Raw genomic sequence first — 25139 nt, forward strand, 5'->3', positions numbered from 1 at the left:
GGATGGTTTCCCATCGGCGGTTTTCAAGACCGCTGCCTTCAGCCACTCGGCCATCCTTCCATGGCGCGCAATTATGCCTATCTCTGAGCTTGCTGTCCAGTCCTGATGATAAAAAAAATGTTTTTTTTATTTGTTTGCTTAAACTTCAGTCGAATTTTGCCTAAAAAACGATAACTTATTAATTTAGTGGTTAAATTTTGTGAGTTTTTGCTTTGTGATGATGGTGCTTTACAGATAAAAGCGATGAATAAAGGCGAGAAAAAGATAAGAAAAAACCCGCTATCTCTTACGAGATAACGGGCTCTTATATGGTGCCGGCTACCGGAGTCGAACTGGTGACCTACTGATTACAAGTCAGTTGCTCTACCAACTGAGCTAAGCCGGCGAATTCTGGCGGAAGGATAGAGATTCGAACTCTAGGATGGTTTCCCATCGGCGGTTTTCAAGACCGCTGCCTTCAGCCACTCGGCCATCCTTCCATAGCGCGAAATTATGCCTATCTCTGAGCTTGCTGTCTAGCATTCAGCGTAAAAAAAATGACTTTTTTTGTTTATTTGCTCAAACTTCACCCGAATATCCCTTTTAAAGTAATAACCTGTTAATATAATGACTTAATACTGATGGTTGTTTAGCCAATTTTTTCTTTTTTTATTGACTTCATTTCTTAAAGGCTCGCAAACTGAATGCGTACACTGACCCAATTAAAGCCAAATACATTAACTCGCTTATATGCTCTGTTTCTTCTGTTTATGGCCATATCCCTTTTTCTATATGCTTATAGCTATTTTGATACTTGGCTAGAAAGTAAAAAAAATGCCATTAATAACACGACTAATAAGTTTGCTTCTCAAGTTGAAGATTACCGCTATCACGCTAACCAACTATTCCAGTTATCAAACAAAATTAATGATCCAACCCTCTTTCTGCCTTTAAAAATCAATCCGGTCAAACTACGCTCTGATGTTTATTGGCTTGAAGGACGCGATCAGACCGTTGACGCTATTGTTTTTGGTAAATCGAATGAACAAACCTTTCAGTTAGCCGGTTATTTTGCAAACGCGTTAGAAATTATTTGGGGGGTACGTAATAACTATAGCTCTCTCTATTATCTTAATGGTAAAGGCAATGATCTTATCCTTATTACTACCCACTCAATACTAAAACCAGAATTGCGCTATAAAGAAAGCTATTTAACACTAACGGCTGAAAACAAACGTTCTGAGCTATTAATGCAATCAACGGCATTAGATGAAAAAGAGAGCCTTTCTCCCATTAGGAAAATGCCGACAGAAAACATTTATTACTATACCTATCGCACCATGTTTAATGTGCCAGGGCAACTGACCAGTGTTATTGCCTTTGATTTACCCATAAATAATTTTCTACCTGCTGAGCTATCACCTCAATATTTAAGATTATTACCCACAGGACAGCAGAGTGTTTATGATAAAAACAATATTGAGGTATCAACGGATGGGACTTCACTCATCTTCTCACAGCCCATCGCAGGAATACCCTACTCTTTATCTTATGAGTATCCACTAAAATCGATTTTCAATGAGATTGTGTATAAAAATATCTGGTTACTTATCAGCCTACTCATTTTTATCTCGATTTCAGTGTTTGGCCATATCTATATTCGTAATAAATATGTATTCCCTTATATTTCGATGACGCGTAATCTTCGCATCAAAGAAGAGATGACTAACGATATCATTTCTAATCTTCCTATTGGTCTATTGGTGTATAATTTTTCATCTAACCATAAGATTATTAGTAATAGCCACGCAGAGAAACTATTACCTCATATCGATTTATCTAAGATCCGCCAGATGGCGATTGAACATAATGGTTTAATCCAAACGGCCATTGATAACGAAATTTATGAGATCCGCACCAGTAGCAACAGCAATATCGATAATACTGCTCTATTCATTTTTCTGAATAAAGACAACGAAGCATTAATCAATAAGAAATTGCAGCTAGCACAACAAGAATATGAAAAAAACACGATTGCACGCCGCAAGATCTTATCCAATATGTCATTGGAACTCATACGACCAATTAAAGATATTAATGAGATGGTATATCAATTTAAAGATCTACTTCCTAACGATACTCACCAACAATTACTGAGTCTGCTATTAGAAAAAACGAATTATATTTCTGAGTGGATAGAAAACATTACGCTAATTAATAAGTTAGAAAATCAAGAATGGAAAATACATCAAGATGAATTTGAACTTTCAACGCTAGTTGAATCTATTCTAATAACCGCATCACCATTTATGATAAGAAAGGGATTAACACTTTATTTCCATAATAATATTAAACCTAGTTTACTTTTATTTAATGATGGCCCAGCATTAAGTAAGATTATTTTATCATTGATTAATTATGCCATTAGTACGACTAATTATGGAAAAATAACCGTCAATCTAAATTTAGAAAAAAATAATGATAAAGAAGAAATAGTAATTGATATTATTGATAGTGGCAGTGGGTTAACAGCTCAAGATCTGGCTAATATTAAATATCCATTTTTAGGTCAAGCTATGGGTGATAAATATTATTCCAACTCGGGTATTATTTTTTATTTATGTCATTTGTTGTGTAACAAAATACAAGGCACTTTGACCATTACAAGCCAAGAAAGTATTGGCTCTCATTTCCGTATCGTACTTCCATACCAGCATATAGATACAGAAGAGCGCTCTTTTGACATATTATTAGAGGGTATAACTGCAAAACTCGCCATAAAAAACCCTGAAATAGAAAAAATAATCTGCCAACAGCTTGATAAATATGGCGCTACATACTTTGATAAAAATAAAGAGAATCTTTACTCAGAATACGATATCATACTTAGAGACACTCCGGATAATAATCCTGAATCAGCAACAGTATTATTAGTTAGCTCTATTACCGGATTTGAAAAAATAGCAAGAAATTTAATAAAGTGTAACTATAACTTCGGTGATCCATTAATTGAGGCTATTACTTATTTGATTGAAGAAAATGAACAACTTTCTCTCGAAACAACTCAAACGAGTATTCGTAATGAGAATAATAACCTTGATCATCACGAAGTAATTCTTAATAATTATAGGAAGAAGTTGAATGATAGTGATTATAAGGAACTATTTATCAATACTGTTCCCATTGATGTTGAAAAACTACACTTAGAAGCAACTAATAAAGACTTTCATTCTCTAGCTCAGACAGCTCATCGTCTGAAAGGGGTTTTTGCTATGTTAGATTTAGAATATCTCAGAGAGAACTGCGAATATTTAGAAGATGACATAAAAAATCATAATGAATTAGAGATAAAAGAACGTATCAATCAACTGGATAAATGGATCCGACAGTTGCTGTAGCAAGGTAACAATTAAACATGAATAACCTTAATATTATTATTGCCGATGATCATCCAATTGTTTTATTCGGCATTCGTAAATCTTTAGAACAAATTGAATGGGTTAATGTTGTTGGTGAATTTGAAGATTCCACTTCACTTATCAATAATTTATCTAAATTAAATGCAGAGGCTCTTATCACCGACCTATCTATGCCTGGTGATAAATATGGTGATGGTATTACGTTGATAAAGTACATCAAAAGACATTATCCTAATTTGTCTATTATTGTACTCACTATGAACAATAACCCAGCTATCTTAAGTGCTGTTCTTGACCTTGAAATCGAAGGTATTGTATTAAAACAAGGTGCGCCTGCTGATCTACCTAAAGCACTTGCAGCATTGCAAAAAGGCAAGAAATTTATGCCTGAAAGCGTGGCTAAACTGTTAGAAAAAGTGAATGCCAATGGTTATGGTGATAAACGCTTATCTCCCAAAGAAAGTGAAGTGTTGCGCTTATTTGCCGAAGGTTTCCTTGTCACTGAGATTGCTAAAAAACTCAATCGTAGTATCAAGACTATCAGTAGTCAGAAAAAATCAGCCATGATGAAGCTCGGTGTCGACAATGATATCGCTCTGCTTAACTACCTATCATCAGTCACTATTGATAAGGAAATTAACGGAGAAAGCTAACCCGTTAACTTTTCTTCTCTATGCTGTATAGATAAAATCAGGAAGCTCATACCCATTGTGGGAGCTTCTCTGCTTTTTTATTACTTTTTATCCGCCATCACATCGTTGGCAACAAAAAAATGTTTTCCCCTCTTCCCCTATCATCCTGAGCCGGCAACCTATCAACAATATTTATCACTGTAATATCGAAATTTTTCAATCAGATCTACCATGAAAAAATATCGCTTTTCCGAGATTAACCGTTGGATTATGCCACATAGGTGAGTAATACGTCTTTTAATACAGTAAGAGAGACTGGCTTGGAAACACAATCATTCATTCCCGCATCAATACAACGTTGTTTTTCTTCGGCAATCGCATTTGCTGTAACACCAATAATAGGAATAGTGCGACTCAATTCACGCACTGTTGTCGCTAATTGATAACCATTCATATTTGGCATATTGACATCGGTTAAAATAATATCGACATGATTTTCTTGCATAAAGGCTAAAGCATCACAGCCATCTTCTGCCGTTGCGGTATTAAAACCAATTTTTTTCAGTTGATCGGTCAACAATAAACGATTGATAGGGTGATCATCAACAATGAGCACTGTCAATAATTGTAGATCGTGATCCGTCATTAACGCATTATTCTCTGAGTCATCAGACTCTAATTTTGTTTGTGGTAATTGTAGGATAATCTTAATTAATTCATTTAATTTATATGTACTGCATAACCAATTATTCTCAGAGATTTTCTTTGCAGGCTCAAAATAGTGTTCATAAATACGGATAAATTGGCAAGACTTATCTAAACATTCATCATGATCGGTGATAATAAAATCATTCTCAGAGACCTGAGTCACTTCCGTGAATAATTGACAATGTAAGCCCACATAACTTAAATATCGTTCAACAAAGCTTTCTAGATACAGATTTTTAATACTGATAAAGCAGCGAATAGTACTCTCTTTATAGAGATTATATTTGGTTTGTCCATCACTCGAATTTAGTGCGCCATATAAAGGGATCCGCACAGTAAAACGACTACCTACATTTTCTTGAGAAACAACACTGATATCACCATCCATCAAGTTAATCAGTTTTTCACAAATCGCTAATCCTAATCCTGTACCTTCTGAAGCACTTTCTGTATTTTGCGAGACCTGAAAGAAGGGTTCAAAAAGCTGATGAAGCATTTTTTCATTTATCCCTCTGCCGGTATCATGAATATCGAAATAGAGATAATATTCATCTCGATACAGGTGCAAAGTAATACATCCTGTCGTAGTAAATTTAATACTATTATTTAGTAGATTAGAGATAACTTGCTGGACACGAACCGGATCGTTATTAACGATTTTAGGTACATCCGGCTCAATAAAGCAGTAAATAGCTAAATCTTTTTTAGCAATTAACGGCAAATAGTTAGAGATAACAAAAGAGACAACTTGGCGACAATTGAATGGCTTAACGTCAATTTTTAATTGTTTCGATTCTATCTTCGAGAAATCAAGGATATCGCTGATAATTTTGAGTAGCAGCGATGAAGAGTTATCCATTGTTTTTAATAATCTGGCAGTCTCTTCATTTTGCGTCAATGATTGTAATAATTCTAAGTTACCAATAATGCCATACAGTGGTGTACGCAGCTCATGGCTGACTGTCGCTAAGAACATTGATTTAGCTTGGTTTGCTTGTTCTGCGGCCGTTGCCATATTTTGTAGAGAGCGTTCCATTTTAACACGAGCGCTGATATCCACTAATACGCAAATCGCCACATCTTCATTCTGATAACGTGAATTCACAAAACTAATTTGCAAATGATTATGATTATTAGTGACCACATCCACTATATTGCTACTTTTTTCAGCAATAATAGAGAGAATATTTTGTTTATCACTATGACTTAATAAGCGAAAATAATTATGGGCGAGCTCATTACTTAAAATAATCATGCCATCACGTATTCTTAAGATACTTATTCCTACTGGGGCTGACGCGACAATTTTATGATTAAACTGCTCATGCTCCTCTAAGCGTGAAGCATTATTTTCTGCAGGTGAAAATATTTTTCGCTCAAAAATCCAAACGAAAATAAAGATAACAATCGCCGAAATGATATTTAAAATAATGGCATTAAAAATAGTAAACTTAAATTCATTTAAAATTTGTTTTAATGGTAGTGAATAAACCACACTAAAAGAAGAAGGAAGTAGCTTACGTTTTGCAACTAAATCACTAAAATCATCATCAAAGCCAAAGTAAGGAGCACTAACATCCGGTACATCCCTTACACTGCGATAATTATTCTCTTCAGGATAACTTAAGACTGGATTATTTTTATTGTTTAAAAGATGAATAGAGATAACGCGATCTTTCGTAGGTGAAAAATACTCCAATCGGATCGCCCTTTCGATACCAATGAGTGCAATAAATTTCCCTGACGCATAAACTGGCGACATGACATAGAGGATACCGCTATCCCCCTTGGCATCAGGTACTATCCAGTATTGATTACTCTCTTTCCCTTGAGCTCGTTGATTAATGTAATTACGTGTATTTTCATAAACCATTTTTTTCAACAGTTCAGTATCAATAGGTGATGCACGCAATGGGAAATTAATCATACACATACTATGAGAGCCAACCATAAATACTTGGTTGATACCTTGTAAAGCAGGGGTATTATCTTTCCAGTAATACAGAATACTATTAAATGATCGAAAATAATTGTTTGTTTGCCCTTTGAATAATTCACAATCGGCACTTTCACTTAATTTATGAAGTGAAAAAGGCCCTTCATAAAAAAAAGAATTATTCATCTTAGGGTTTAAATTGAGTTGCTCTTGATGCCGCTCTGCTAAATATTGCAAATCGCGGATAGTACTCGAGGTTTGGCGAAAGAAGCCCAATAAATCGGTATAGTTATTACTATATTCTTGTCGGATATCTGATTTAGTATCATTAAAGATGTTGATGAGATAAAACATGGTTAATAATGCGCCCATTGCCCACAACATGATACCCAGTGCACGAAAAAGGTAGCGGGAAATTTTTAATGACGTTTTAAATGACGAAAGATATCGCAAATAACCACCCTAATCGGTAATACAGATAATCAACTTTCTCATTCTAACAGAAGTTACTCTAGGTCTGAATGAGATGATCTTTATCATCAGGATAATTTTTTCTGATGACTGATAAAATTTATTGGCTAATAAATGCTTATAATATAAAAAAGCAGGCATTCCGCCTGCTTTTTTTGCTTTAAGTTACTGAAAAATAGCTATTATTCTTCACTATCCGCATCATCTGTTGGTTCAGACTCTGGAACATCAGAGATATTGTCGCTGATCATTTCATCAACTTCATCATCATCTAATGCATCATCTTCATCTTCAACACGTTGTAAGCCAACGACTAGCTCGTCTTCTGTAGTACGGATCAAGGTAACACCTTGTGTATTACGTCCCACAATGCTGACTTCTGATACTCGGGTACGCACTAACGTTCCGGCATTGGTGATCATCATAATCTGGTCAGTTTCTTCAACTTGAATAGCGCCTACCACTTTACCATTACGCTCACTCACTTTAATCGAGATAACGCCTTGTGTTGCACGGTTTTTGGTTGGGTATTCACTTTGAACGGTACGTTTACCATAACCATTTTCAGTCACTGTTAAGATATCACCTTCGCCACGAGGAATGATCAGTGAAACCACTTTATCATCATCAACCAGTTTCATACCACGAACACCTGTCGCAGTACGACCCATTGGGCGAACACACTCTTCTGCGAAACGAACCACTTTACCATCTGCTGAGAACAGCATAGCTTCATTACTACCGTCGGTTAAATCAACACCGATAAGCTCATCGCCATCATTTAAATTAACCGCGATAATACCGGCACTACGAGGACGACTGAAGTCTTGTAATGGTGTCTTTTTAACCGTACCGCTCGCCGTTGCCATAAAGACAAATTTACCTTCTTCATACTCTCTTACTGGAAGAATAGCGGTGATCCGCTCATCTTGCTCTAGAGGTAATAAATTGATAATTGGGCGACCACGAGCACCGCGGCTCGCTTCTGGTAACTGATAAACTTTCATCCAGTACAGGCGACCACGACTTGAGAAACACAAAATAGTATCGTGTGTATTAGCCACCAGTAGGCGATCGATAAAGTCTTCTTCTTTGATCCTTGCGGCTGACTTACCTTTTCCTCCACGACGTTGCGCTTCATAATCAGTCAATGGCTGATATTTAACGTAACCTTGGTGAGATAGTGTCACAACCACATTTTCTTCATTAATCAGATCTTCGATATTAATATCAGCGGTATTTTCAGTGATTTCAGTACGACGAGGATCGTTATATTGTGTTTTGATTGCTGTTAGCTCTTCACGAATAACGTCCATTAAACGCTCAGGGCTTCTCAAAATATGCAATAACTCAGCAATTTGTAGCAGTAATTCACGATATTCATCTAGCAGTTTTTCATGCTCAAGTCCAGTTAGTTTCTGCAAACGCAGATCTAAAATGGCTTGTGCTTGTTGTTCTGTTAGATAGTATTTACCGTCATGCACACCAAATTGTGGCTCTAACCACTCAGGGCGAGCAACATTGCTATCACCAGCACGCTCTAACATCGCAGACACGCTACCGAGATCCCAAGGTTGGGCAATTAATGCTGCTTTCGCTTCTGCTGGGGTTGGTGCTTGACGAATTAATTCAATCACAGGATCGATATTGGCCAAAGCGACCGCAAGTGCTTCTAAGATATGAGCACGATCACGCGCTTTACGTAATTCAAAAATGGTACGACGAGTCACCACTTCACGACGATGGCGAATAAAGGCTGCGATAATTTCTTTTAGGTTCAATAATTTTGGTTGGCCTTGATGAAGCGCAACCATATTAATACCAAAAGAGACTTGCATTTGAGTTTGTGAAAAGAGGTGATTTAATACTACTTCACCGACTGCATCACGTTTGATCTCAACAACAATACGCATACCGTCTTTATCAGACTCGTCACGTAATCCGCTGATACCTTCAATACGTTTATCTTTTACAAGCTCCGCAATTTTTTCAATTAAACGGGCTTTATTCACCTGATAAGGAATTTCTGTCACGATAATGGTTTCGCGACCTGTTTTCTCATCAGTTTCAATATCAGCCTGAGCACGGATATAAATCTTTCCACGCCCTGTACGATAAGCATCTAATATTCCTCTGCGACCATTAATAATCGCAGCAGTCGGAAAATCAGGCCCAGTAATATATTCCATTAATTCTTCTATGGTGATGTCTTCATTATCAACATAGGCAAGACAACCGTCGATAACTTCACCGAGGTTATGCGGAGGGATATTCGTTGCCATCCCAACGGCAATACCTGAAGAGCCATTAACTAACAAGTTTGGAATACGGGTTGGCATAACAGCCGGTATATTTTCTGTTCCATCATAGTTAGGAACAAAGTCGACCGTCTCTTTTTCCAAATCCGCCAGCAGTTCATGGGCGATCTTCGCCATACGAACTTCGGTATAACGCATAGCCGCCGCGGAGTCACCATCAACTGACCCGAAGTTACCCTGACCGTCAACCAACATGTAGCGCATAGAAAAAGGCTGTGCTAAACGAACAATCGTTTCATAGACAGCACTGTCACCGTGCGGGTGATATTTACCGATTACATCCCCAACAACACGGGCTGATTTTTTATAAGGTTTATTCCAATCGTTTCCCAGTACATTCATCGCAAATAGCACTCGGCGGTGTACTGGCTTCAGTCCGTCTCGAACATCGGGTAATGCGCGTCCTACAATAACGGACATCGCATAATCCAAATATGAGCTTTTCAGCTCTTCTTCGATATTAACTGGTGTGATTTCTCTGGCAATGTCGCTCATGGAGCCACTGTCCCTCATACTACGGATTCAAAGGTGTAGAACTATACCACAAATCGCCAATTTTAGGAAAACTGAAACAATGAAATTAATCACTCTTTCGCGATTCTCTTCGATTTAGCTTCGATTTCGCTCTCTAACATTGGTAGAATCATCGGTAATATGAAAATAGGAGTAATACTTTCTGATGAATGATAAAACAACCTCTTTGCATGCTAACGTAGATCAGCATGAAATCGACAAATTTGAGAGTGTCGCATCAAGATGGTGGGATCTTGAAGGTGAATTTAAACCCCTACATCGCATCAATCCACTAAGACTTAATTATATCCAAGAACGTGCTCATGGCTTATTTGGTAAAAAAGTACTTGATGTTGGGTGTGGTGGCGGTATTTTATCTGAAAGTATGGCCCGTGTTGGTGCAGAAGTCACCGGACTTGATATGGGGAAAGAGCCATTAGAGGTCGCACGTCTCCACTCACTGGAAACCGGTATCCCTGTCACCTATATACAAGATACCGTTGAAAACCATGCCGCAGAATATCCACAACGCTATGATGTGGTCACTTGTATGGAAATGTTAGAACACGTTCCAGACCCTTCCTCCATTGTAAGATCATGTGCCAAACTGGTGAAACCAGGTGGACATGTATTCTTTTCTACCATCAACCGTAATAAAAAAGCGTGGTTTATGCTGGTGGTAGGCGCGGAGTATATTCTGAATATGGTTCCTAAAGGCACCCATGATGCGAATAAATTTATTCGTCCCTCAGAATTATTAAGCTGGGTCGATGAAACCAATTTACGTAGCAAAAATATGATTGGGTTACATTACAATCCTATTACAGACAAATTCCGATTAGCGCCAAATGTTGATGTTAATTACATGGTGCACACTCAAGCGACCGATAATTCGGATTTGTGAAATAGAGAGATTGATTTGGTTTAATAAAACATCAAACGATCACATTTTTAAAAATTGACTTTGCCTCTTTTTAGCGTCGTTTTAAGTTTCTGACTGCCTGTATTTATGCAGGGTACAGGCAGTTGTTAAAAAAATTATCCCCTATTTATCCACAGAAACATTCAGATTTGTACACTTGATCAATCCCTCAATTACCATTATCTTGTTATCACCATTTGAACAAACCCCTATATATTGTGTTTCCTTAAATTTCACACCACAAGACTCCTTGGCAATGTTTGTCATCGGGAGCGCTTTTTTGCGGTATAAAATTTCAGGTTGCCCATTTATAGGTCATTAAAGCCAGAAAGGTGCATCGCTCATGAATCACAGCCTGCTCGTCACAAAACGTGATGGTCATAAAGAACGCATTGACTTAGACAAAATTCACCGTGTTATTACTTGGGCCGCTGAAGGTCTAGAAAATGTCTCTGTTTCTCAAGTTGAGTTACGTTCTCAGATTCAGTTTTATGATGGTATCAAAACTGCCGATATCCATGAAACACTGGTTAAAGCTGCTGCAGACTTAATATCTGGTGAAACACCTGATTATCAGTATCTTGCTGCTCGTCTTGCTGTCTTTAATTTACGTAAAAAAGCCTATGGTCAATTTGAGCCACCGGCATTGTATGATCACGTTAAACATTTAGTTGAACTCGGTAAATATGACCGTCATCTTCTTGAAGATTACAGCAAAGAAGAGTTCGAACAGATGGATAAGTTTATTGTTCATCAACGTGATATGAATTTCTCTTATGCAGCAGTGAAACAGCTAGAAGGTAAATATTTTGTTCAAAACCGTATTACCGGTGATATTTACGAAAGTGCACAATTTCTCTATGTGTTAGTTGCCGCTTGCCTATTTTCGCGTTATCCAAAAGAGACGCGTATGGATTATATTGAGCGCTTTTATAACGCGGTATCCACATTTAAAATCTCACTCCCAACACCTATTATGGCGGGTGTAAGAACTCCGACACGTCAATTTAGCTCCTGTGTTCTGATTGAGTGTGATGATAGCCTTGATTCTATCAATGCGACCTCAAGTGCTATTGTTAAATATGTATCTCAACGTGCAGGTATTGGAATTAATGCCGGTCGTATTCGTGCATTAGGTAGTGCTATTCGTAATGGTGAAGCATTCCACACGGGTTGTATCCCATTCTATAAGCACTTCCAAACGGCGGTAAAATCTTGTTCACAAGGTGGGGTACGTGGTGGTGCAGCAACGCTATTTTATCCTTTATGGCATTTAGAAGTTGAAAGCCTACTGGTATTAAAAAATAACCGTGGTGTTGAAGATAACCGTGTACGCCATCTCGATTATGGTGTGCAGTTAAACAAATTAATGTATGAACGTTTAATCAAAGGTCAGGATATTACATTATTTAGCCCGTCTGATGTGCCGGGCCTCTATGATGCATTCTTTGCTGATCAAGACGAATTTGAACGTTTATATGTACAATATGAGAAAGATAAGAGTATTCGCCAAAAACAAGTTAAAGCGGTTGAATTATTCTCACTCATGATGCAAGAGCGTGCCTCTACAGGTCGTATCTATATTCAAAATGTTGACCACTGTAATACACACAGTCCGTTTGATCCGGCGATTGCACCTATCCGTCAATCAAACTTATGTTTAGAAATAGCACTACCAACCAAACCATTAAATGATATTAAAGATCCAAATGGTGAAATTGCCCTATGTACACTTTCGGCCTTTAATCTTGGGGCGATTGAAAATCTAGACGATTTAGAAGAGCTAGCACGTTTAGCCGTTCGCGCGTTAGATGCTTTGTTAGATTACCAAGATTATCCAATTTTAGCAGCTAAACAAGGTGCTATGGGTCGTCGTACACTGGGTATTGGTGTGATCAACTTTGCTTATTATCTGGCTAAACACGGTGTTCGCTACTCAGATGGTAGTGCAAACAACTTAACACACCGTGCCTTTGAAGCTATTCAATACTATTTATTAAAAGCATCAAATGAATTAGCAAAAGAGCAAGGGGCATGCCCATGGTTTAATGAAACCACCTATGCAGAAGGTATCTTACCTATTGATACTTATAAAAAATCATTAGATGTACTGACTAATGAACCTCTGCATTATGACTGGGAAAGCTTACGCAAAGAGATCAAACAATACGGTTTACGTAACTCAACGCTCTCTGCATTGATGCCATCAGAAACATCATCACAAATATCAAATGCAACCAATGGTATCGAACCACCTCGTGGTTATATCAGTATTAAAGCTTCTAAAGATGGCATCTTACGTCAAGTGGTTCCAGAATATGAGCGCCTAAAAGGGGCTTATGAATTACTGTGGCAAATGCCAAGTATCGAAGGTTATTTGCAGTTAGTCGGTATTATGCAAAAGTTTGTCGACCAAGCGATTTCTGCCAACACTAACTACGATCCTACTCGTTTCCCTAGTGGTAAGGTTCCTATGAACCAGCTGCTAAAAGATTTGCTGCTCGCCTATAAATATGGTGTGAAAACACTCTATTATCACAATACCCGTGATGGTGCAGAAGATGTACAAGGTGATCTGGAAGAAGTCGTTGAAACGGCAGATTCAGATTGTGAAGGCGGCGCGTGTAAAATTTAATTGAGGAAGCTATGTCTTATACCACTTTTTCACAAGTTAGAAATGATCAGCTTCAGGAGCCCATGTTTTTTGGGCAACCTGTTAACGTAGCGCGTTATGATCAGCAAAAGTACCCTATTTTTGAAAAACTAATTGAAAAGCAACTCTCTTTCTTCTGGCGTCCAGAAGAAGTTGATGTTTCTCGTGATCGTATTGACTACAATGCGCTTCCCGATCACGAAAAACACATTTTTATTAGTAATTTAAAATATCAAACTCTGCTTGATTCGATCCAAGGTAGAAGCCCTAACGTGGCATTTTTACCTTTAATTTCGATTCCAGAATTAGAAACTTGGGTAGAAACATGGTCGTTCTCTGAAACCATCCATTCACGCTCTTATACCCATATTATTCGTAATATCGTCAACGATCCGTCGGTCGTTTTTGATGATATTGTTGAAAATGAAGAGATTTTAAAACGTGCTCGTGATATCTCATCTTATTATGATGAGTTAATCAATTTAACTAACCTTTACCATATGTTTGGTGAAGGTACGCACCAAATAAAAGGTAAAACTGTTGAAGTTACTTTACGTAAGCTTAAAAAACAGCTTTACCTATGCTTAATGAGTGTTAATGCTTTAGAAGCGATTCGTTTCTATGTCAGCTTTGCCTGTTCATTTGCCTTTGCAGAGCGCGAACTGATGGAAGGTAACGCTAAAATCATTAAATTGATTGCCCGTGATGAAGCATTACACTTAACTGGCACACAGCATATGCTCAATTTACTGCGTTCAGGTCAAGATGATCCTGAAATGGCCGAAATTGCCGCAGAATGCGAACAAGAATGTTATGACCTATTTGTTGAAGCAGCAGAGCAAGAAAAAGAGTGGGCAGAATACCTATTCTCAGAAGGCTCTATGATCGGTTTAAATAAAGAGATCCTTTGCCAATATGTTGAATATATTACTAATATTCGTATGCAGGCAGTAGGACTTAAATTGCCGTTTAAAGCACGTTCAAACCCTATTCCATGGATTAATGCTTGGTTAGTATCTGATAATGTGCAAGTTGCACCACAAGAAGTTGAAGTAAGCTCATATCTAGTCGGTCAAATCGACTCACAAGTAGATACTGATGATTTAAGTAACTTCGAACTGTAAAACAGAGAACTAGCGCTATACATTATGGCATCTCATAAAGTGACCCTGCACCAGCAGGGTCTATCAACCGCATTAGAATTTAGCTCTGAAACGCATCCTTCCTTGTTGGATACGTTAGAGCGCAGCAAAATTCAAATCGAATATCAATGCCGAGAAGGTTATTGTGGCTCTTGCCGATTACGCTTAGTAAAAGGCAAAGTATGTTATCGCAATGAACCATTGGCATTTATTCAAGCTGATGAAATTTTACCTTGTAGCTGTCACCCTGTGAGTGATATCGAAATCGAGATCTGCACAAAGTAAAACCATTGACTATAATGATCACTGTTTTCTTATATTGTTCTTTTTCTAACACAAATGTGTATTTTTAACTAAAGTTAAATAACAGAGTTATAAAAAGGATCGTTACTATGAAACTAAAAACTATTTTACCGATTTGTGCCGCCTCTTTCTCTTTACTGCTATTAGCAGGTTGTTCATCTCCACAAAAAATTGAAACCGTCGATGGGCAAACCATTTTGACCACAGATAAACCTCAAGAAGATGAGTCTACCGGATTAATTATTTATAAAGATGCTGAAACCGGTGCAATCAAACAAATTAATCGTGATCAAATAAGAAGAATGGTTGAGCTTGATGATTAATTAATCTTTTTTTGTCATTCAACAATCAAAGACATGTTAAATAGCGCCAACATTTTGTTGGCGTTTTTTTATATCCCCTCTATTTTGTAAACAAAACATTACACCTATCGTAATTAAAATTTGACAGAAATTTACCATTCTTATACCCTACTTTTAACTAGGTAAAATAGTTTGGAAAAACGAGGACTTTGTGAAAAATCGCACTATAGGCAGTGTATTTATTGTTGCAGGAACAACAATTGGTGCAGGAATGTTGGCAATGCCACTTGCTGCTGTGGGTATTGGCTTTAGTACCATGGTATTATTGCTGGTGGGCTTATGGCTATTAATGAGTTACACCGCGCTTTTATTAGTAGAAGTCTATCAATACAACGATCCCCATACAGGCCTTGGCTCTATTGCGAAACGTTATCTGGGTATTGGAGGACAAGTCGTTACAGGTTTAGCTTTGCTACTTCTTATGTATGCTTTAACAACGGCTTATATCAGTGGTGCGGGTGAACTATTAGCTTCGACTTTATCTTCTTGGATTGGTCATAAGATAACCATCACACAAGGTATCATTATCTTTACAGTTATTGGTGGTGCGGTAGTCGGTATTGGTACCACTTCTGTGGATATGATTAACCGCTTACTCTTTACAGCAAAAGTTATTTTCTTAATTTTTATGCTGGTAGTCATGTTACCCCATGTGGAAAAAGTCAACTTAACCTCTATGCCTATCGCTCAGGGACTCGTTTTTTCTGCGATCCCGGTTATTTTTACCTCTTTTGGTTTCCACGGTAGTGTACCCAGTATTGTCAGTTACATGGATGGCAATATCAAAAAACTACGCCTCATATTTATCGTAGGTAGCGCAATCCCTCTTATTGCTTATATTTTATGGCAATTAGCAACATTAGGAGCTATTCCCACCACCACCTTTATGGGGATTTTAGCCCAAGAATCTGGCTTAAATGGCCTACTCACCGCCATCCGTGATGTGGTTGCTACACCGCGAGTCAATATTGCTGTCAACCTTTTCGCAGCCCTTGCACTCGCCACCTCTTTTTTAGGCGTAGCATTAGGGTTATTTGATTATCTAGCTGATTTATTTAAACGCAGTAATCGCGCATCTGGTCGTTTTCAGTCTGGTTTATTAACCTTTGTTCCCCCGCTATTCTGTGCGTTATTTTTCCCTAACTTTGTGCAAGCCTTAGCCTATGCCGCAATTGCTTTATCTATTCTCGCACTATTATTACCAGCACTTCTGGTATGGAAAGTAAGACAGCAAAAGCAGACTACAGAGCATTATAAAGTTAAAGGCGGTAAGCCAGCCTTAGCCATCGTATTTATCTGCGGGTTAGTAGTGATTGGTATTCAAATTGCGATTACCTTTAATATATTGCCACAAGTGGGTTAATCACCATTAGCTGATAAAAATCAAATAAAAAGCAGGTGTTAATTGTAACACCTGCTAAAAATAAATAACTAAACGGGAAAAACCTAATGTTTCCGTTATTGATATTAGAAACTTAAACCAGCTCCTACATAGAAACCATCAGCAAGTTTATTGTTACTGTGATTATGCGCGTTTTCAATTTCAATCACCCGATAACCCGCATTAACATGAAGTGGTTTAAATACCGTGTATTTAGCACCAACATCAGCTTCATAATAGGATTTACTTCCTGATGTTAATCCTTCCGGCGAAGCGTAAGCTTCACCATAAACACTCAGTGAAGGTAAAACACGCCAATTAAGTCCAACACCACCAGCTAATGCCGCGCCGTCATCACCATTTTTGGGAGAGAGGTAAAGTGCTTTACCACCAACGCTTGCTGAGAATGGGCCAAGAGGTAACGCAAATTTTGCACCTAAACTACCTAATTGACCATCGTGATCACTACGTGCCCAGTTACCGTTAAAAGAAAGTCCAGAATCGGCATCTCCTAAACCTGCTTGTACATCAGTATAATGTTTACCCGCTTGCACATTCATCGATATGGCATTGGCATTAGCAGAAATAAGTAATGCGCTCATTGCTCCTAATAATAAAAACTTTTTCATTATGATTACCCCAGCAAATAATTTTCCCAACTTATAATTATACAGCAAATTTATTAAACAATTTTACTGAGAATTGAAAGTCAATGTTTAGATTTTTCAATCTATGTAAATAAGTTACATCTATCAATACTATCGGTCCAATGGGTTTTATTAATAATTTTAATCTTGCTAAAGTGGAATTACAGTAAAAATTAACCATAATAAATATAAGGCTGTTCGCTTCGTTTTATTCACCCATGCTATTTTTTAATGTTCACTATTCCACAAATTGGAGAAGATGTGATGGAAAAGAAAAAGCTCACAACGGCGGCTGGTGCACCAGTTGTAGATAATAATAATGTAATAACAGCAGGACCTCGTGGCCCAATGTTACTACAAGATGTCTGGTTTTTAGAAAAACTCGCCCATTTTGATCGTGAAGTTATTCCTGAAAGACGTATGCACGCAAAAGGCTCTGGTGCCTTTGGTACATTTACGGTCACTCACGATATTACAAAATATACTCGAGCTAAAATTTTCTCTGAAGTGGGTAAAAAAACAGAAATGTTTGCTCGTTTTTCAACAGTGGCGGGTGAACGTGGTGCAGCTGATGCTGAGCGCGATATTCGTGGATTTGCCTTAAAATTTTATACAGAAGAAGGTAACTGGGATATGGTGGGTAATAATACTCCTGTATTCTATCTACGTGATCCACTTAAATTCCCTGATCTTAACCATATCGTAAAACGTGACCCTCGCACTAATATGCGTAATATGGCTTATAAATGGGATTTCTTTTCTCATTTACCAGAATCTCTACACCAATTAACTATCGATATGAGCGATCGTGGTTTACCTTTAAGTTATCGCTTTGTTCATGGTTTTGGTAGCCATACTTATAGCTTTATCAATAAAAATAATGAACGTTTCTGGGTTAAATTCCATTTCCGTTGCCAACAAGGCATCAAAAACTTAATGGATGATGAAGCGGAAGCTCTAGTAGGTAAAGATAGAGAAAGCTCTCAGCGTGATCTTTTTGAAGCCATTGAACGTGGTGATTATCCACGTTGGAAGTTACAAATTCAGATCATGCCAGAAAAAGAGGCATCAACTGTGCCTTATAACCCATTTGATTTAACCAAAGTTTGGCCACATGCTGATTATCCGCTCATGGATGTCGGTTACTTTGAGTTAAACCGTAATCCAGATAACTACTTCTCTGATGTTGAACAAGCTGCATTTAGCCCTGCGAATATTGTTCCAGGTATTAGTTTCTCACCAGATAAGATGTTACAAGGTCGTCTATTCTCTTATGGTGATGCGCATCGTTACCGTTTAGGCGTTAATCATCATCAAATCCCTGTTAATGCACCAAAATGCCCATTCCATAATTATCATCGTGATGGTGCTATGCGTGTTGATGGTAATAGTGGTAATGGTATTACTTATGAGCCAAATAGTGGCGGTGTGTTCCAAGAGCAACCTGACTTTAAAGAGCCACCACTTTCTATTGAAGGTGCAGCCGATCACTGGAACCATCGTGAAGATGAAGATTATTTCAGCCAACCTCGTGCACTGTATGAGCTATTAAGCGATGACGAGCATCAACGTATGTTTGCGCGTATTGCGGGCGAATTATCACAAGCAAGTAAAGAAACACAACAACGTCAAATCGACTTATTTACCAAAGTTCATCCTGAATATGGCGCTGGTGTTGAAAAAGCGATTAAAGTGTTAGAAGGGAAAGACGCTAAATAACCTGATAACAAGAAGCCCTGTGAGCAACTCGGCAAAATAATAAGGCGCCTGTAGTTTGGGCGCCTTTCTTAAAGTCGTTCGATAAAATCGCAATATCAATTTACTTGTTGCCCTTTCACCCACTGTTGCACTTGTTTACGAGAGATTTTGATCCCCCCACTCTTTAGCTGTTCTGGTAATAGTAAACAAGCGATGGGACGTTGAAAGCCTGCTAAACGCGTATGATACCATTGTGGTAATTGATTAATTGTCTCAATATCAGTATCAACAACAGCAACGGGACGTTGACCAAATTCAATATCGTCAATCGGGACAATAAATGTTTGGCGAACATTCGGGTGACTATTTAGCACCTTTTCAATATCTTCTGGCTGTATACCTTCACCCGCACTAAAAAACAGATTATCTAATCGCCCTAAAATGCACCATTCCCCCTCTTTAAAACAACCTCTATCCCGTGTTGCATACCAATCATCCTGAGTGTGTGATAACGGCTTTAATTGACCATCAAACCAATATCCTAATGCAACACTATCAGATTTGATCTGGATTTCATTATCCACTAATCTGACCGCTTTACCCTTTAATGGCGTACCAACTCCCGCTTTACCATCTGCGCGTTTTGCACAAACAGTAGAGGCCATTTCAGTCATGCCATAACCACACCAACACTGAATACCTTTACTTTCCGCACATTGGGTTAATTCAGTTGGGATCATCGCTCCCCCTAATAAAACCGCTTTTAATGTGATGGGCTGCGAACTATCCTGTTGTGTATTTTGTAATAAACGCCAAAGTTGCGTTGGCACTAAAGAAGCATGAGTACAGCCTTGCAAAGCAGCAATAAAGGGGTGCATATTACGCACTACCAAGGTAGCGCCTCGTAATAACCAACGCCAAAGAATTCCTTGCCCAGATACATGAAAGAGAGGTAAAGACAATAACCAACTGTCGCTTTTTTCAAAGGGTATCAATTCAAGAACACCTTCTGCACTACAAAGATGAGCTTGAAAAGTATGCACAGCGGCTTTAGGTAGACCTGATGATCCAGAGGTTAAGATCAGTGTTGCCATACGAGAAGATGCCCATGCGACACCTGCCATGTTATTTTTATCTTGATGTGATTTATTATTGAATTCGACACCAGAAAGATCGAGTAACCTCGCATCTAACTCAAGTGTTGATCCACTTAAATCAGCATAAAAATCGATGTTTAAATGGGGTAATAAATCATCAAGTAGAGACTTAGGGAGCTGAGGATCTAACGGTAATACTTTTGCACCGCATTGAAAAACAGCAAGTAGCGTAAAAACAACATGGATATGATTTTTACCACGTAGCAACACGGTACTTTTAGTATTAACACCCTGTTTCGCTAAATGGTTCGCCAATTGATTAATATGACAACTTAATTGTTGCCATGTTATAGGTGAATCACCGGATATGATGGCCGTTTCATTTGGGTTAAGCTGCGCCCAGTGATGCCACGGCCATTGTGTAAAATTAACTACTGTTGCCATACTGTCTTAAGCTGTTCAAGCGTGATAAGCGGAATATCTACATCTGGCCAACAACGAATAAGTTGTTGTTTGATAAGATCAACGGTATCTAAACCGGGAATAGAATCTGGCGTTAACCACTGAGCCACTCTTGCCAGTTGTGTCAATCCAAAGCTACTTTCAATACTCGAGCTAATAATCGCCTCTAGACCTAAAGCATGCGCTTGTTCAACGATAGATTGGCAACGAGCAAGACTTCCTACTAGCGTAGGCTTGATAACAATCGCCGTAACACCCTCTTGAGCTTTCACTTCAAAACCTTCATCACGCACAGTCTCATCCCAAGCAATATTGATACCTGTTGCTTGTGAAAAGGCGAGTGACTCTTCTGGGGTTTTGCATGGCTCTTCTAAAAATGCAATACGGTCGCGCCATTGTGGGTTCACGTACTTGGCAAAACCTTCTGCTTTAGCTGGCGTCCAACTGCGATTGGCATCAAGTCTTAGTTTTAAGTCGGGGATCGCCTCTAGTAATAAGTTGACGACAATACCATCTCGTACAGCTTCATACAGACCGACCTTAACTTTAGCAACTTTCTCCCCGCTCATTTCATTAAGACTTAAAATTAAGTCATCAGGATCACCGTTGCATAAAGGTGCGGCACGATAATTGGCTTCTTCTGGTAAAGTGCCTTCAAGCTCTGCTAATGCGCAACTAATACCAAAAGCGACACTTGGCAATTCACTGTCAGTAGGATTTTCACCTAGACACCAAGCTGCTAGCCAAGATTGTGCGGCATCTTGTGCTTGTTCTAACGTTTCATGGCTAAACTCAGGAAGAGGTGAAATTTCACCCCAACCTTGTTTGCCATTTTGCTCTAAACAGACAAGAAAACCATCACGCGTTTTTAATCTTTGGTAGCGCAGAACAACACCTGCCTCCATTGGCAGGCTGAATGAATAGAGTTTGGCGTTTCGCATTATGGGTTACGTTTAAATTTAGTGAAATCAGGATGACGTTTTTCATTAAAAGCATTACGTCCTTCTTGACCTTCATCTGTCATATAAAACAGCATGGTTGCATTACCAGCCAATTCTTGCAGACCCGCTTGACCATCACAGTCAGCATTTAATGCTGCTTTCAAGCAACGTAGTGCCATTGGGCTATTTTCTAGCATTTCACGACACCAACGTACCGTTTCTTTTTCAAGAGAAGCATAAGGAACAACGGTATTTACCAATCCCATATCTAATGCTTCTTGCGCATTATATTGGCGGCATAAGAACCAGATTTCGCGAGCTTTCTTCTGCCCGACAATACGTGCCATATAAGAAGCACCCCATCCACCATCAAATGAGCCTACTTTAGGACCAGTTTGACCAAAAATGGCATTGTCTGCAGCAATGGTTAAATCACACATCATATGTAAGACATGACCACCACCAATGGAGTAGCCAGCCACCATAGCAACAACAGGTTTAGGACAAGTACGAATTTGGCGTTGGAAATCTAATACGTTCAAGTGGTGAGTGCCACTTTCATCACGGTATCCACCGTAGTCACCACGGATCTTTTGGTCACCACCGGCACAAAACGCTTTTTCGCCTGCACCAGTAAGAATAATAGTACCAATTGAGTCATCGTAACGTGCATCGGCTAATGCTTGGATCATCTCTTTCACAGTCAAAGGACGGAAAGCATTACGCACTTGCGGGCGGTTAATCGTAATTTTGGCAATGCCATCGACAGATTTGTGGTAGAGGATATCTTCAAAACCTTCAGAACAATCCTGCCATTCAATCGGTGCATATAGCTTTTCTTCGCTCGGGTAAAGCATAATTAGGTTCCTTTAACCAAAGAGGGATAATACATGGTTTATCACCGCAGCATAAGCATCAGGCTGTGCCTGATGGGCATTATGACCAGCTTGCGGGATAGTCGTTAATGGCAGCGAATATTGCTGCGCTATTGATTGAAATTTTTTATCTTGCTCACCACACAACCAAATAAAGGGTAAGGTGAGTTGTTGTAATTCTGCAACTAACCAAGGCTGATGGCCTAAAGAGAGTGTTTCTAAACTTTCCGCAATACAAAAACCTGCATTACTACTGCGTTTTTCAACTAATAACTGACGCATTTCATCGCTTAAATCAGCAAATACAGGCTGTTGATACCATTGCGTTAATACATCATTAATAGGTTCATTGCGAAAACGCGCGGCCCAACGTTTATCATGTGCAATACGGTTTTGTCTTTCTATTGCATCATATAAACCTGGGTTTCCCCCTTCAACAATCAATCCCATTAATCCCGATGTTTCACCAAAACATGCGTGATACATCGCAATTCTGCCACCTAAAGAGTAACCAATCAGCCAATAATGATTAATATCGTATTCTTTTAAAGTGTCATGGAGTAATGCACTCATCTCGACAAAATTATTTACCCCAATAGAGGCAGAGTTACCATGACGGGGCAAATCAATCACGAGTGAGGGATATTCATGGCAAGCCTTAATGACGGTCTCCCACTCATGACTGTCTCCTAATAGTCCATGCAACCAAACTAACCATGGCCCTTCGTTATGCGTGTTATATTGCCTACAAGCTAAAGTCATAAGCGGTTACCTGTTTTACCAACTGATTTAAGGTTTCAGCACCCTCAGTTTCATTGACAATCAATTCAATTAATGTTGTTTTGGCTTCCCCCTGCCAACATGCAGTCACTGTAGTAAACAGATCATCCCAACAGTTTGGTGCAACATAATCTAAACCAAACATGGCAGCAGCATGTTTAAAATTTAAAGCATGGGGCATACAGTAAAAACGCTCCCGCTCTGCCATAGGCGTCGGTAACATAGAGAATATCTGCCCACCATTGTTATTGACGATAATCACCACATTTGGGGCATAGACTTGTTGATGTAGTGCCAAACTATTTAAATCATATAATGCCGATAAATCACCCAAGATAGTTAACGTCGGTTTTTGAGTGGCTCGATGAACACCTGCTGAGGTTGAAAGTAATCCATCAATGCCACTAGCACCACGATTACTCATAACAGGATAGCCCTGTGGCAATTGTGCAAAAGCATCAATTAAGCGCACAATTAAACTATTGCCAACAAAAAGCTGCCCATTGTGAGGAAGTAGATGATCTAACTGATGAGCAACTTGTGCTTCACCAAAATAGTCTGTTACTTCAGTAACATGTTGATAAGTTTGTGTAGCAATATGACTTAATGACAACGCCCAAGGTAAATTATCAATAGCAGGATGTGCCGTTAACCATTGACTCGGGGATAAGGTAAATTTCTCCCCTTGATGATGCCCCGGATCTAAACGTCCCGGAATAGCATCAATCACCCAATACATTTGCGATGAGCAATTCGCTTGCCATTGTAATAAGCGTTTGCCTGTTAAACTGGAGCCAAATTGGATCACTATTTCTGCTTGGTTTAATTCAGCCTTCACTTGTGGATTATTTAGCCATAAGTCAGCACAAGGTAGTGGTTGTCCAGTTTGTGATAACACATCACCTAACAGAGGCCATCCCAATTGTGAGGCCCATTTGGCAACGGCAATCCCCTCTTTCGCACTGATACGTCCAGCAATAACGACCCCTTTTTTCTGACGTAGTCGATCCCATTGAGGGTGTGTAGTCACAGAGGGAGAAAGCGTTTCTTGTAACCAAGGTTTATCACTTTGCCACCACTTTCCTAATGCTTGTGTCCATGGTGTGTCATGCTCTATATCATCACCATATAATGGCTCTGCAAAAGGGCAGTTTACATGCAAAGCACCATGCACAAGATTATTCATGGCATTATCTAATGTAGAAACCAGCCAACGAGCAGGAATATCTGCTGTAGGGCGTGGTAAAGAGAGTGTTTCTGAGGGATGGCTGGCAAAAATACCTTGTTGGCGTATAGCCTGATTGGCGCCACAATTAATCAGTTCAGGCGGTCTATCTGCCGTGAGAAAAATCACCCGTTCACCAGTAAGTCCCGCTTCAATTAAAGCCGGGTATAAGTTTGCCACTGCAGTACCTGAGGTGACAATCACAGCAACAGGCTGTTGAGTGGCTTTCGCCAAACCTAATGCTAAGTGACCTAAACCACGCTCATCGAAATGCGTATGACAAATAAGTTTATGATTGGCGGCTGCCGCAAGCGTTAAAGGCGTTGAACGTGATCCGGGTGCGATACAGATATGACGTAAACCATGACGAGTCAAAGTTTCCAGTATAACTTTAGCCCATTGGCGATTAAACGAACTATTAGACATTGATCATCCCAATAACGAAAACCTGCAATGACTATTATAATATCTGTTCCTAAATACTTTTCCTTAGCCTAGTTCAATGAACAGAAGTTTTCGTTAAATAAATCGTGAAAAAGAACTCTGATAAGAGTGTATTATTTAAGCTAAAGTACTTATCTTTTTAGGCTTAATTTTTATCGTTAACAAAAAGATAGCAATAACACTAGCTAGCACAAGAATAACATTAATTTATTAACAAGATGCAGTGACGAG

Annotated in this window: 17 protein-coding genes and 2 tRNA genes; 9 read left to right on the forward strand and 10 right to left on the reverse strand. The window is 38.8% G+C overall.

The features are described from left to right. Positions 1-309: 309 nt before the first annotated feature. Together HMPREF3129_RS17930 and HMPREF3129_RS17935 are read right to left on the reverse strand one after the other, a co-directional pair. Positions 310-385: transfer RNA gene (locus HMPREF3129_RS17930), tRNA-Thr, on the reverse strand. Positions 386-391: 6 nt separating this feature from the next. Further along, a tRNA-Ser gene (locus tag HMPREF3129_RS17935) sits at positions 392-479 on the reverse strand. Positions 480-683: 204 nt separating this feature from the next. On the opposite strand from HMPREF3129_RS17935, the gene rcsD reads away from it, so the two are divergent. Beyond that, positions 684-3377: a phosphotransferase RcsD gene (gene rcsD / locus HMPREF3129_RS17940; RefSeq protein ID WP_004243645.1), complete on the forward strand. Its 2694-nt coding sequence runs from the start codon at positions 684-686 to the stop codon at positions 3375-3377. A 17-nt stretch (positions 3378-3394) separates the two neighbouring features. Further along, positions 3395-4051 (forward strand): response regulator transcription factor RcsB, encoded by a 657-nt coding sequence (rcsB, locus tag HMPREF3129_RS17945; protein WP_036918605.1) that lies wholly within the window; start codon positions 3395-3397, stop codon positions 4049-4051. A 247-nt stretch (positions 4052-4298) separates the two neighbouring features. Here rcsB and rcsC read toward each other — a convergent pair whose 3' ends face one another. Further along, positions 4299-7127, reverse strand: coding sequence for a two-component system sensor histidine kinase RcsC (rcsC, locus tag HMPREF3129_RS17950; RefSeq protein ID WP_017628005.1), 2829 nt, complete (start codon positions 7125-7127; stop codon positions 4299-4301). Positions 7128-7327: 200 nt separating this feature from the next. Continuing rightward, on the reverse strand, positions 7328-9958 hold the full coding sequence (gyrA, locus tag HMPREF3129_RS17955; protein ID WP_070487166.1) for a DNA topoisomerase (ATP-hydrolyzing) subunit A: 2631 nt from the start codon (positions 9956-9958) through the stop codon (positions 7328-7330). 184 nt (positions 9959-10142) lie between these two features. Here gyrA and ubiG point away from each other — a divergent pair, with 184 nt between their 5' ends. The 6 genes from ubiG (at position 10143) to tyrP (ending at position 16721) form a co-directional block, all read left to right on the forward strand. Continuing rightward, positions 10143-10880 (forward strand): bifunctional 2-polyprenyl-6-hydroxyphenol methylase/3-demethylubiquinol 3-O-methyltransferase UbiG, encoded by a 738-nt coding sequence (ubiG, locus tag HMPREF3129_RS17960; RefSeq protein WP_036918610.1) that lies wholly within the window; start codon positions 10143-10145, stop codon positions 10878-10880. A gap of 361 nt (positions 10881-11241) precedes the next feature. Further along, positions 11242-13533, forward strand: a complete 2292-nt coding sequence (gene nrdA, locus HMPREF3129_RS17965; protein ID WP_036918613.1) for a class 1a ribonucleoside-diphosphate reductase subunit alpha — start codon at positions 11242-11244, stop codon at positions 13531-13533. A gap of 11 nt (positions 13534-13544) precedes the next feature. Continuing rightward, complete coding sequence (gene nrdB / locus HMPREF3129_RS17970; protein ID WP_004248376.1) at positions 13545-14675, forward strand: class Ia ribonucleoside-diphosphate reductase subunit beta; 1131 nt, start codon at positions 13545-13547, stop codon at positions 14673-14675. A 24-nt stretch (positions 14676-14699) separates the two neighbouring features. Then, positions 14700-14978 carry a class I ribonucleotide reductase maintenance protein YfaE gene (gene yfaE / locus HMPREF3129_RS17975; RefSeq protein ID WP_004248377.1) on the forward strand — a complete coding sequence of 93 codons (279 nt, stop codon included), beginning with the start codon at positions 14700-14702 and terminating at the stop codon, positions 14976-14978. A 107-nt stretch (positions 14979-15085) separates the two neighbouring features. Then, a complete protein-coding gene (locus HMPREF3129_RS17980) occupies positions 15086-15319 on the forward strand; it encodes a YgdI/YgdR family lipoprotein (protein ID WP_004243656.1) in 234 nt (77 codons plus the stop codon). Positions 15320-15509: 190 nt separating this feature from the next. Further along, the gene (gene tyrP / locus HMPREF3129_RS17985) at positions 15510-16721 is read left to right on the forward strand and encodes a tyrosine transporter TyrP (RefSeq protein ID WP_036918615.1); all 1212 of its coding nucleotides are present in this window, start codon (positions 15510-15512) and stop codon (positions 16719-16721) included. Between the two features lie 104 nt (positions 16722-16825). On the opposite strand, the gene HMPREF3129_RS17990 is transcribed toward tyrP, so the two are convergent. After that, positions 16826-17368: a YfaZ family outer membrane protein gene (locus tag HMPREF3129_RS17990; protein WP_004248380.1), complete on the reverse strand. Its 543-nt coding sequence runs from the start codon at positions 17366-17368 to the stop codon at positions 16826-16828. Between the two features lie 282 nt (positions 17369-17650). Here HMPREF3129_RS17990 and HMPREF3129_RS17995 point away from each other — a divergent pair, with 282 nt between their 5' ends. Further along, entirely contained in the window at positions 17651-19105 is a 1455-nt protein-coding gene (locus HMPREF3129_RS17995) for a catalase (RefSeq protein WP_036918617.1), read from the forward strand. 95 nt (positions 19106-19200) lie between these two features. Here the strand turns inward: HMPREF3129_RS17995 and menE are convergent, their stop codons facing one another. From menE to menD, 5 genes are read right to left on the reverse strand one after another with little or no spacing between them, the layout of a single operon-like run. Further along, positions 19201-20625: an o-succinylbenzoate--CoA ligase gene (menE, locus tag HMPREF3129_RS18000; RefSeq protein WP_036918620.1), complete on the reverse strand. Its 1425-nt coding sequence runs from the start codon at positions 20623-20625 to the stop codon at positions 19201-19203. After that, positions 20613-21584 (reverse strand): o-succinylbenzoate synthase, encoded by a 972-nt coding sequence (gene menC, locus HMPREF3129_RS18005; protein ID WP_004243667.1) that lies wholly within the window; start codon positions 21582-21584, stop codon positions 20613-20615. Before menC ends, menE begins: the two co-directional genes overlap by 13 nt. Next, entirely contained in the window at positions 21584-22441 is an 858-nt protein-coding gene (gene menB, locus HMPREF3129_RS18010) for a 1,4-dihydroxy-2-naphthoyl-CoA synthase (protein ID WP_004243669.1), read from the reverse strand. Before menB ends, menC begins: the two co-directional genes overlap by 1 nt. 12 nt (positions 22442-22453) lie before the next feature. Next, positions 22454-23221, reverse strand: coding sequence for a 2-succinyl-6-hydroxy-2,4-cyclohexadiene-1-carboxylate synthase (gene menH, locus HMPREF3129_RS18015; protein WP_004243671.1), 768 nt, complete (start codon positions 23219-23221; stop codon positions 22454-22456). Further along, complete coding sequence (gene menD, locus HMPREF3129_RS18020) at positions 23205-24890, reverse strand: 2-succinyl-5-enolpyruvyl-6-hydroxy-3-cyclohexene-1-carboxylic-acid synthase (RefSeq protein WP_036918623.1); 1686 nt, start codon at positions 24888-24890, stop codon at positions 23205-23207. Before menD ends, menH begins: the two co-directional genes overlap by 17 nt. Positions 24891-25139: the final 249 nt, after the last annotated feature.

The sequence above is a fragment of the Proteus sp. HMSC14B05 genome (assembly GCF_001808035.1).
Lineage (GTDB): Bacteria > Pseudomonadota > Gammaproteobacteria > Enterobacterales > Enterobacteriaceae > Proteus > Proteus mirabilis.

Bases quoted from the DNA above. Each gene is read 5' to 3' on its own strand.
- menC (WP_004243667.1), bottom strand. From the start codon at position 21,584: ATGCGAAACGCCAAACTCTATTCATTCAGCCTGCCAATGGAGGCAGGT.
- rcsD (WP_004243645.1), top strand. From the start codon at position 684: ATGCGTACACTGACCCAATTAAAGCCAAATACATTAACTCGCTTATAT.
- HMPREF3129_RS17980 (WP_004243656.1), top strand. From the start codon at position 15,086: ATGAAACTAAAAACTATTTTACCGATTTGTGCCGCCTCTTTCTCTTTA.
- HMPREF3129_RS17990 (WP_004248380.1), bottom strand. From the start codon at position 17,368: ATGAAAAAGTTTTTATTATTAGGAGCAATGAGCGCATTACTTATTTCT.
- ubiG (WP_036918610.1), top strand. From the start codon at position 10,143: ATGAATGATAAAACAACCTCTTTGCATGCTAACGTAGATCAGCATGAA.
- menD (WP_036918623.1), bottom strand. From the start codon at position 24,890: ATGTCTAATAGTTCGTTTAATCGCCAATGGGCTAAAGTTATACTGGAA.
- yfaE (WP_004248377.1), top strand. From the start codon at position 14,700: ATGGCATCTCATAAAGTGACCCTGCACCAGCAGGGTCTATCAACCGCA.
- menB (WP_004243669.1), bottom strand. From the start codon at position 22,441: ATGCTTTACCCGAGCGAAGAAAAGCTATATGCACCGATTGAATGGCAG.
- menH (WP_004243671.1), bottom strand. From the start codon at position 23,221: ATGACTTTAGCTTGTAGGCAATATAACACGCATAACGAAGGGCCATGG.
- HMPREF3129_RS17995 (WP_036918617.1), top strand. From the start codon at position 17,651: ATGGAAAAGAAAAAGCTCACAACGGCGGCTGGTGCACCAGTTGTAGAT.
- menE (WP_036918620.1), bottom strand. From the start codon at position 20,625: ATGGCAACAGTAGTTAATTTTACACAATGGCCGTGGCATCACTGGGCG.
- nrdB (WP_004248376.1), top strand. From the start codon at position 13,545: ATGTCTTATACCACTTTTTCACAAGTTAGAAATGATCAGCTTCAGGAG.
- nrdA (WP_036918613.1), top strand. From the start codon at position 11,242: ATGAATCACAGCCTGCTCGTCACAAAACGTGATGGTCATAAAGAACGC.
- gyrA (WP_070487166.1), bottom strand. From the start codon at position 9,958: ATGAGCGACATTGCCAGAGAAATCACACCAGTTAATATCGAAGAAGAG.
- rcsB (WP_036918605.1), top strand. From the start codon at position 3,395: ATGAATAACCTTAATATTATTATTGCCGATGATCATCCAATTGTTTTA.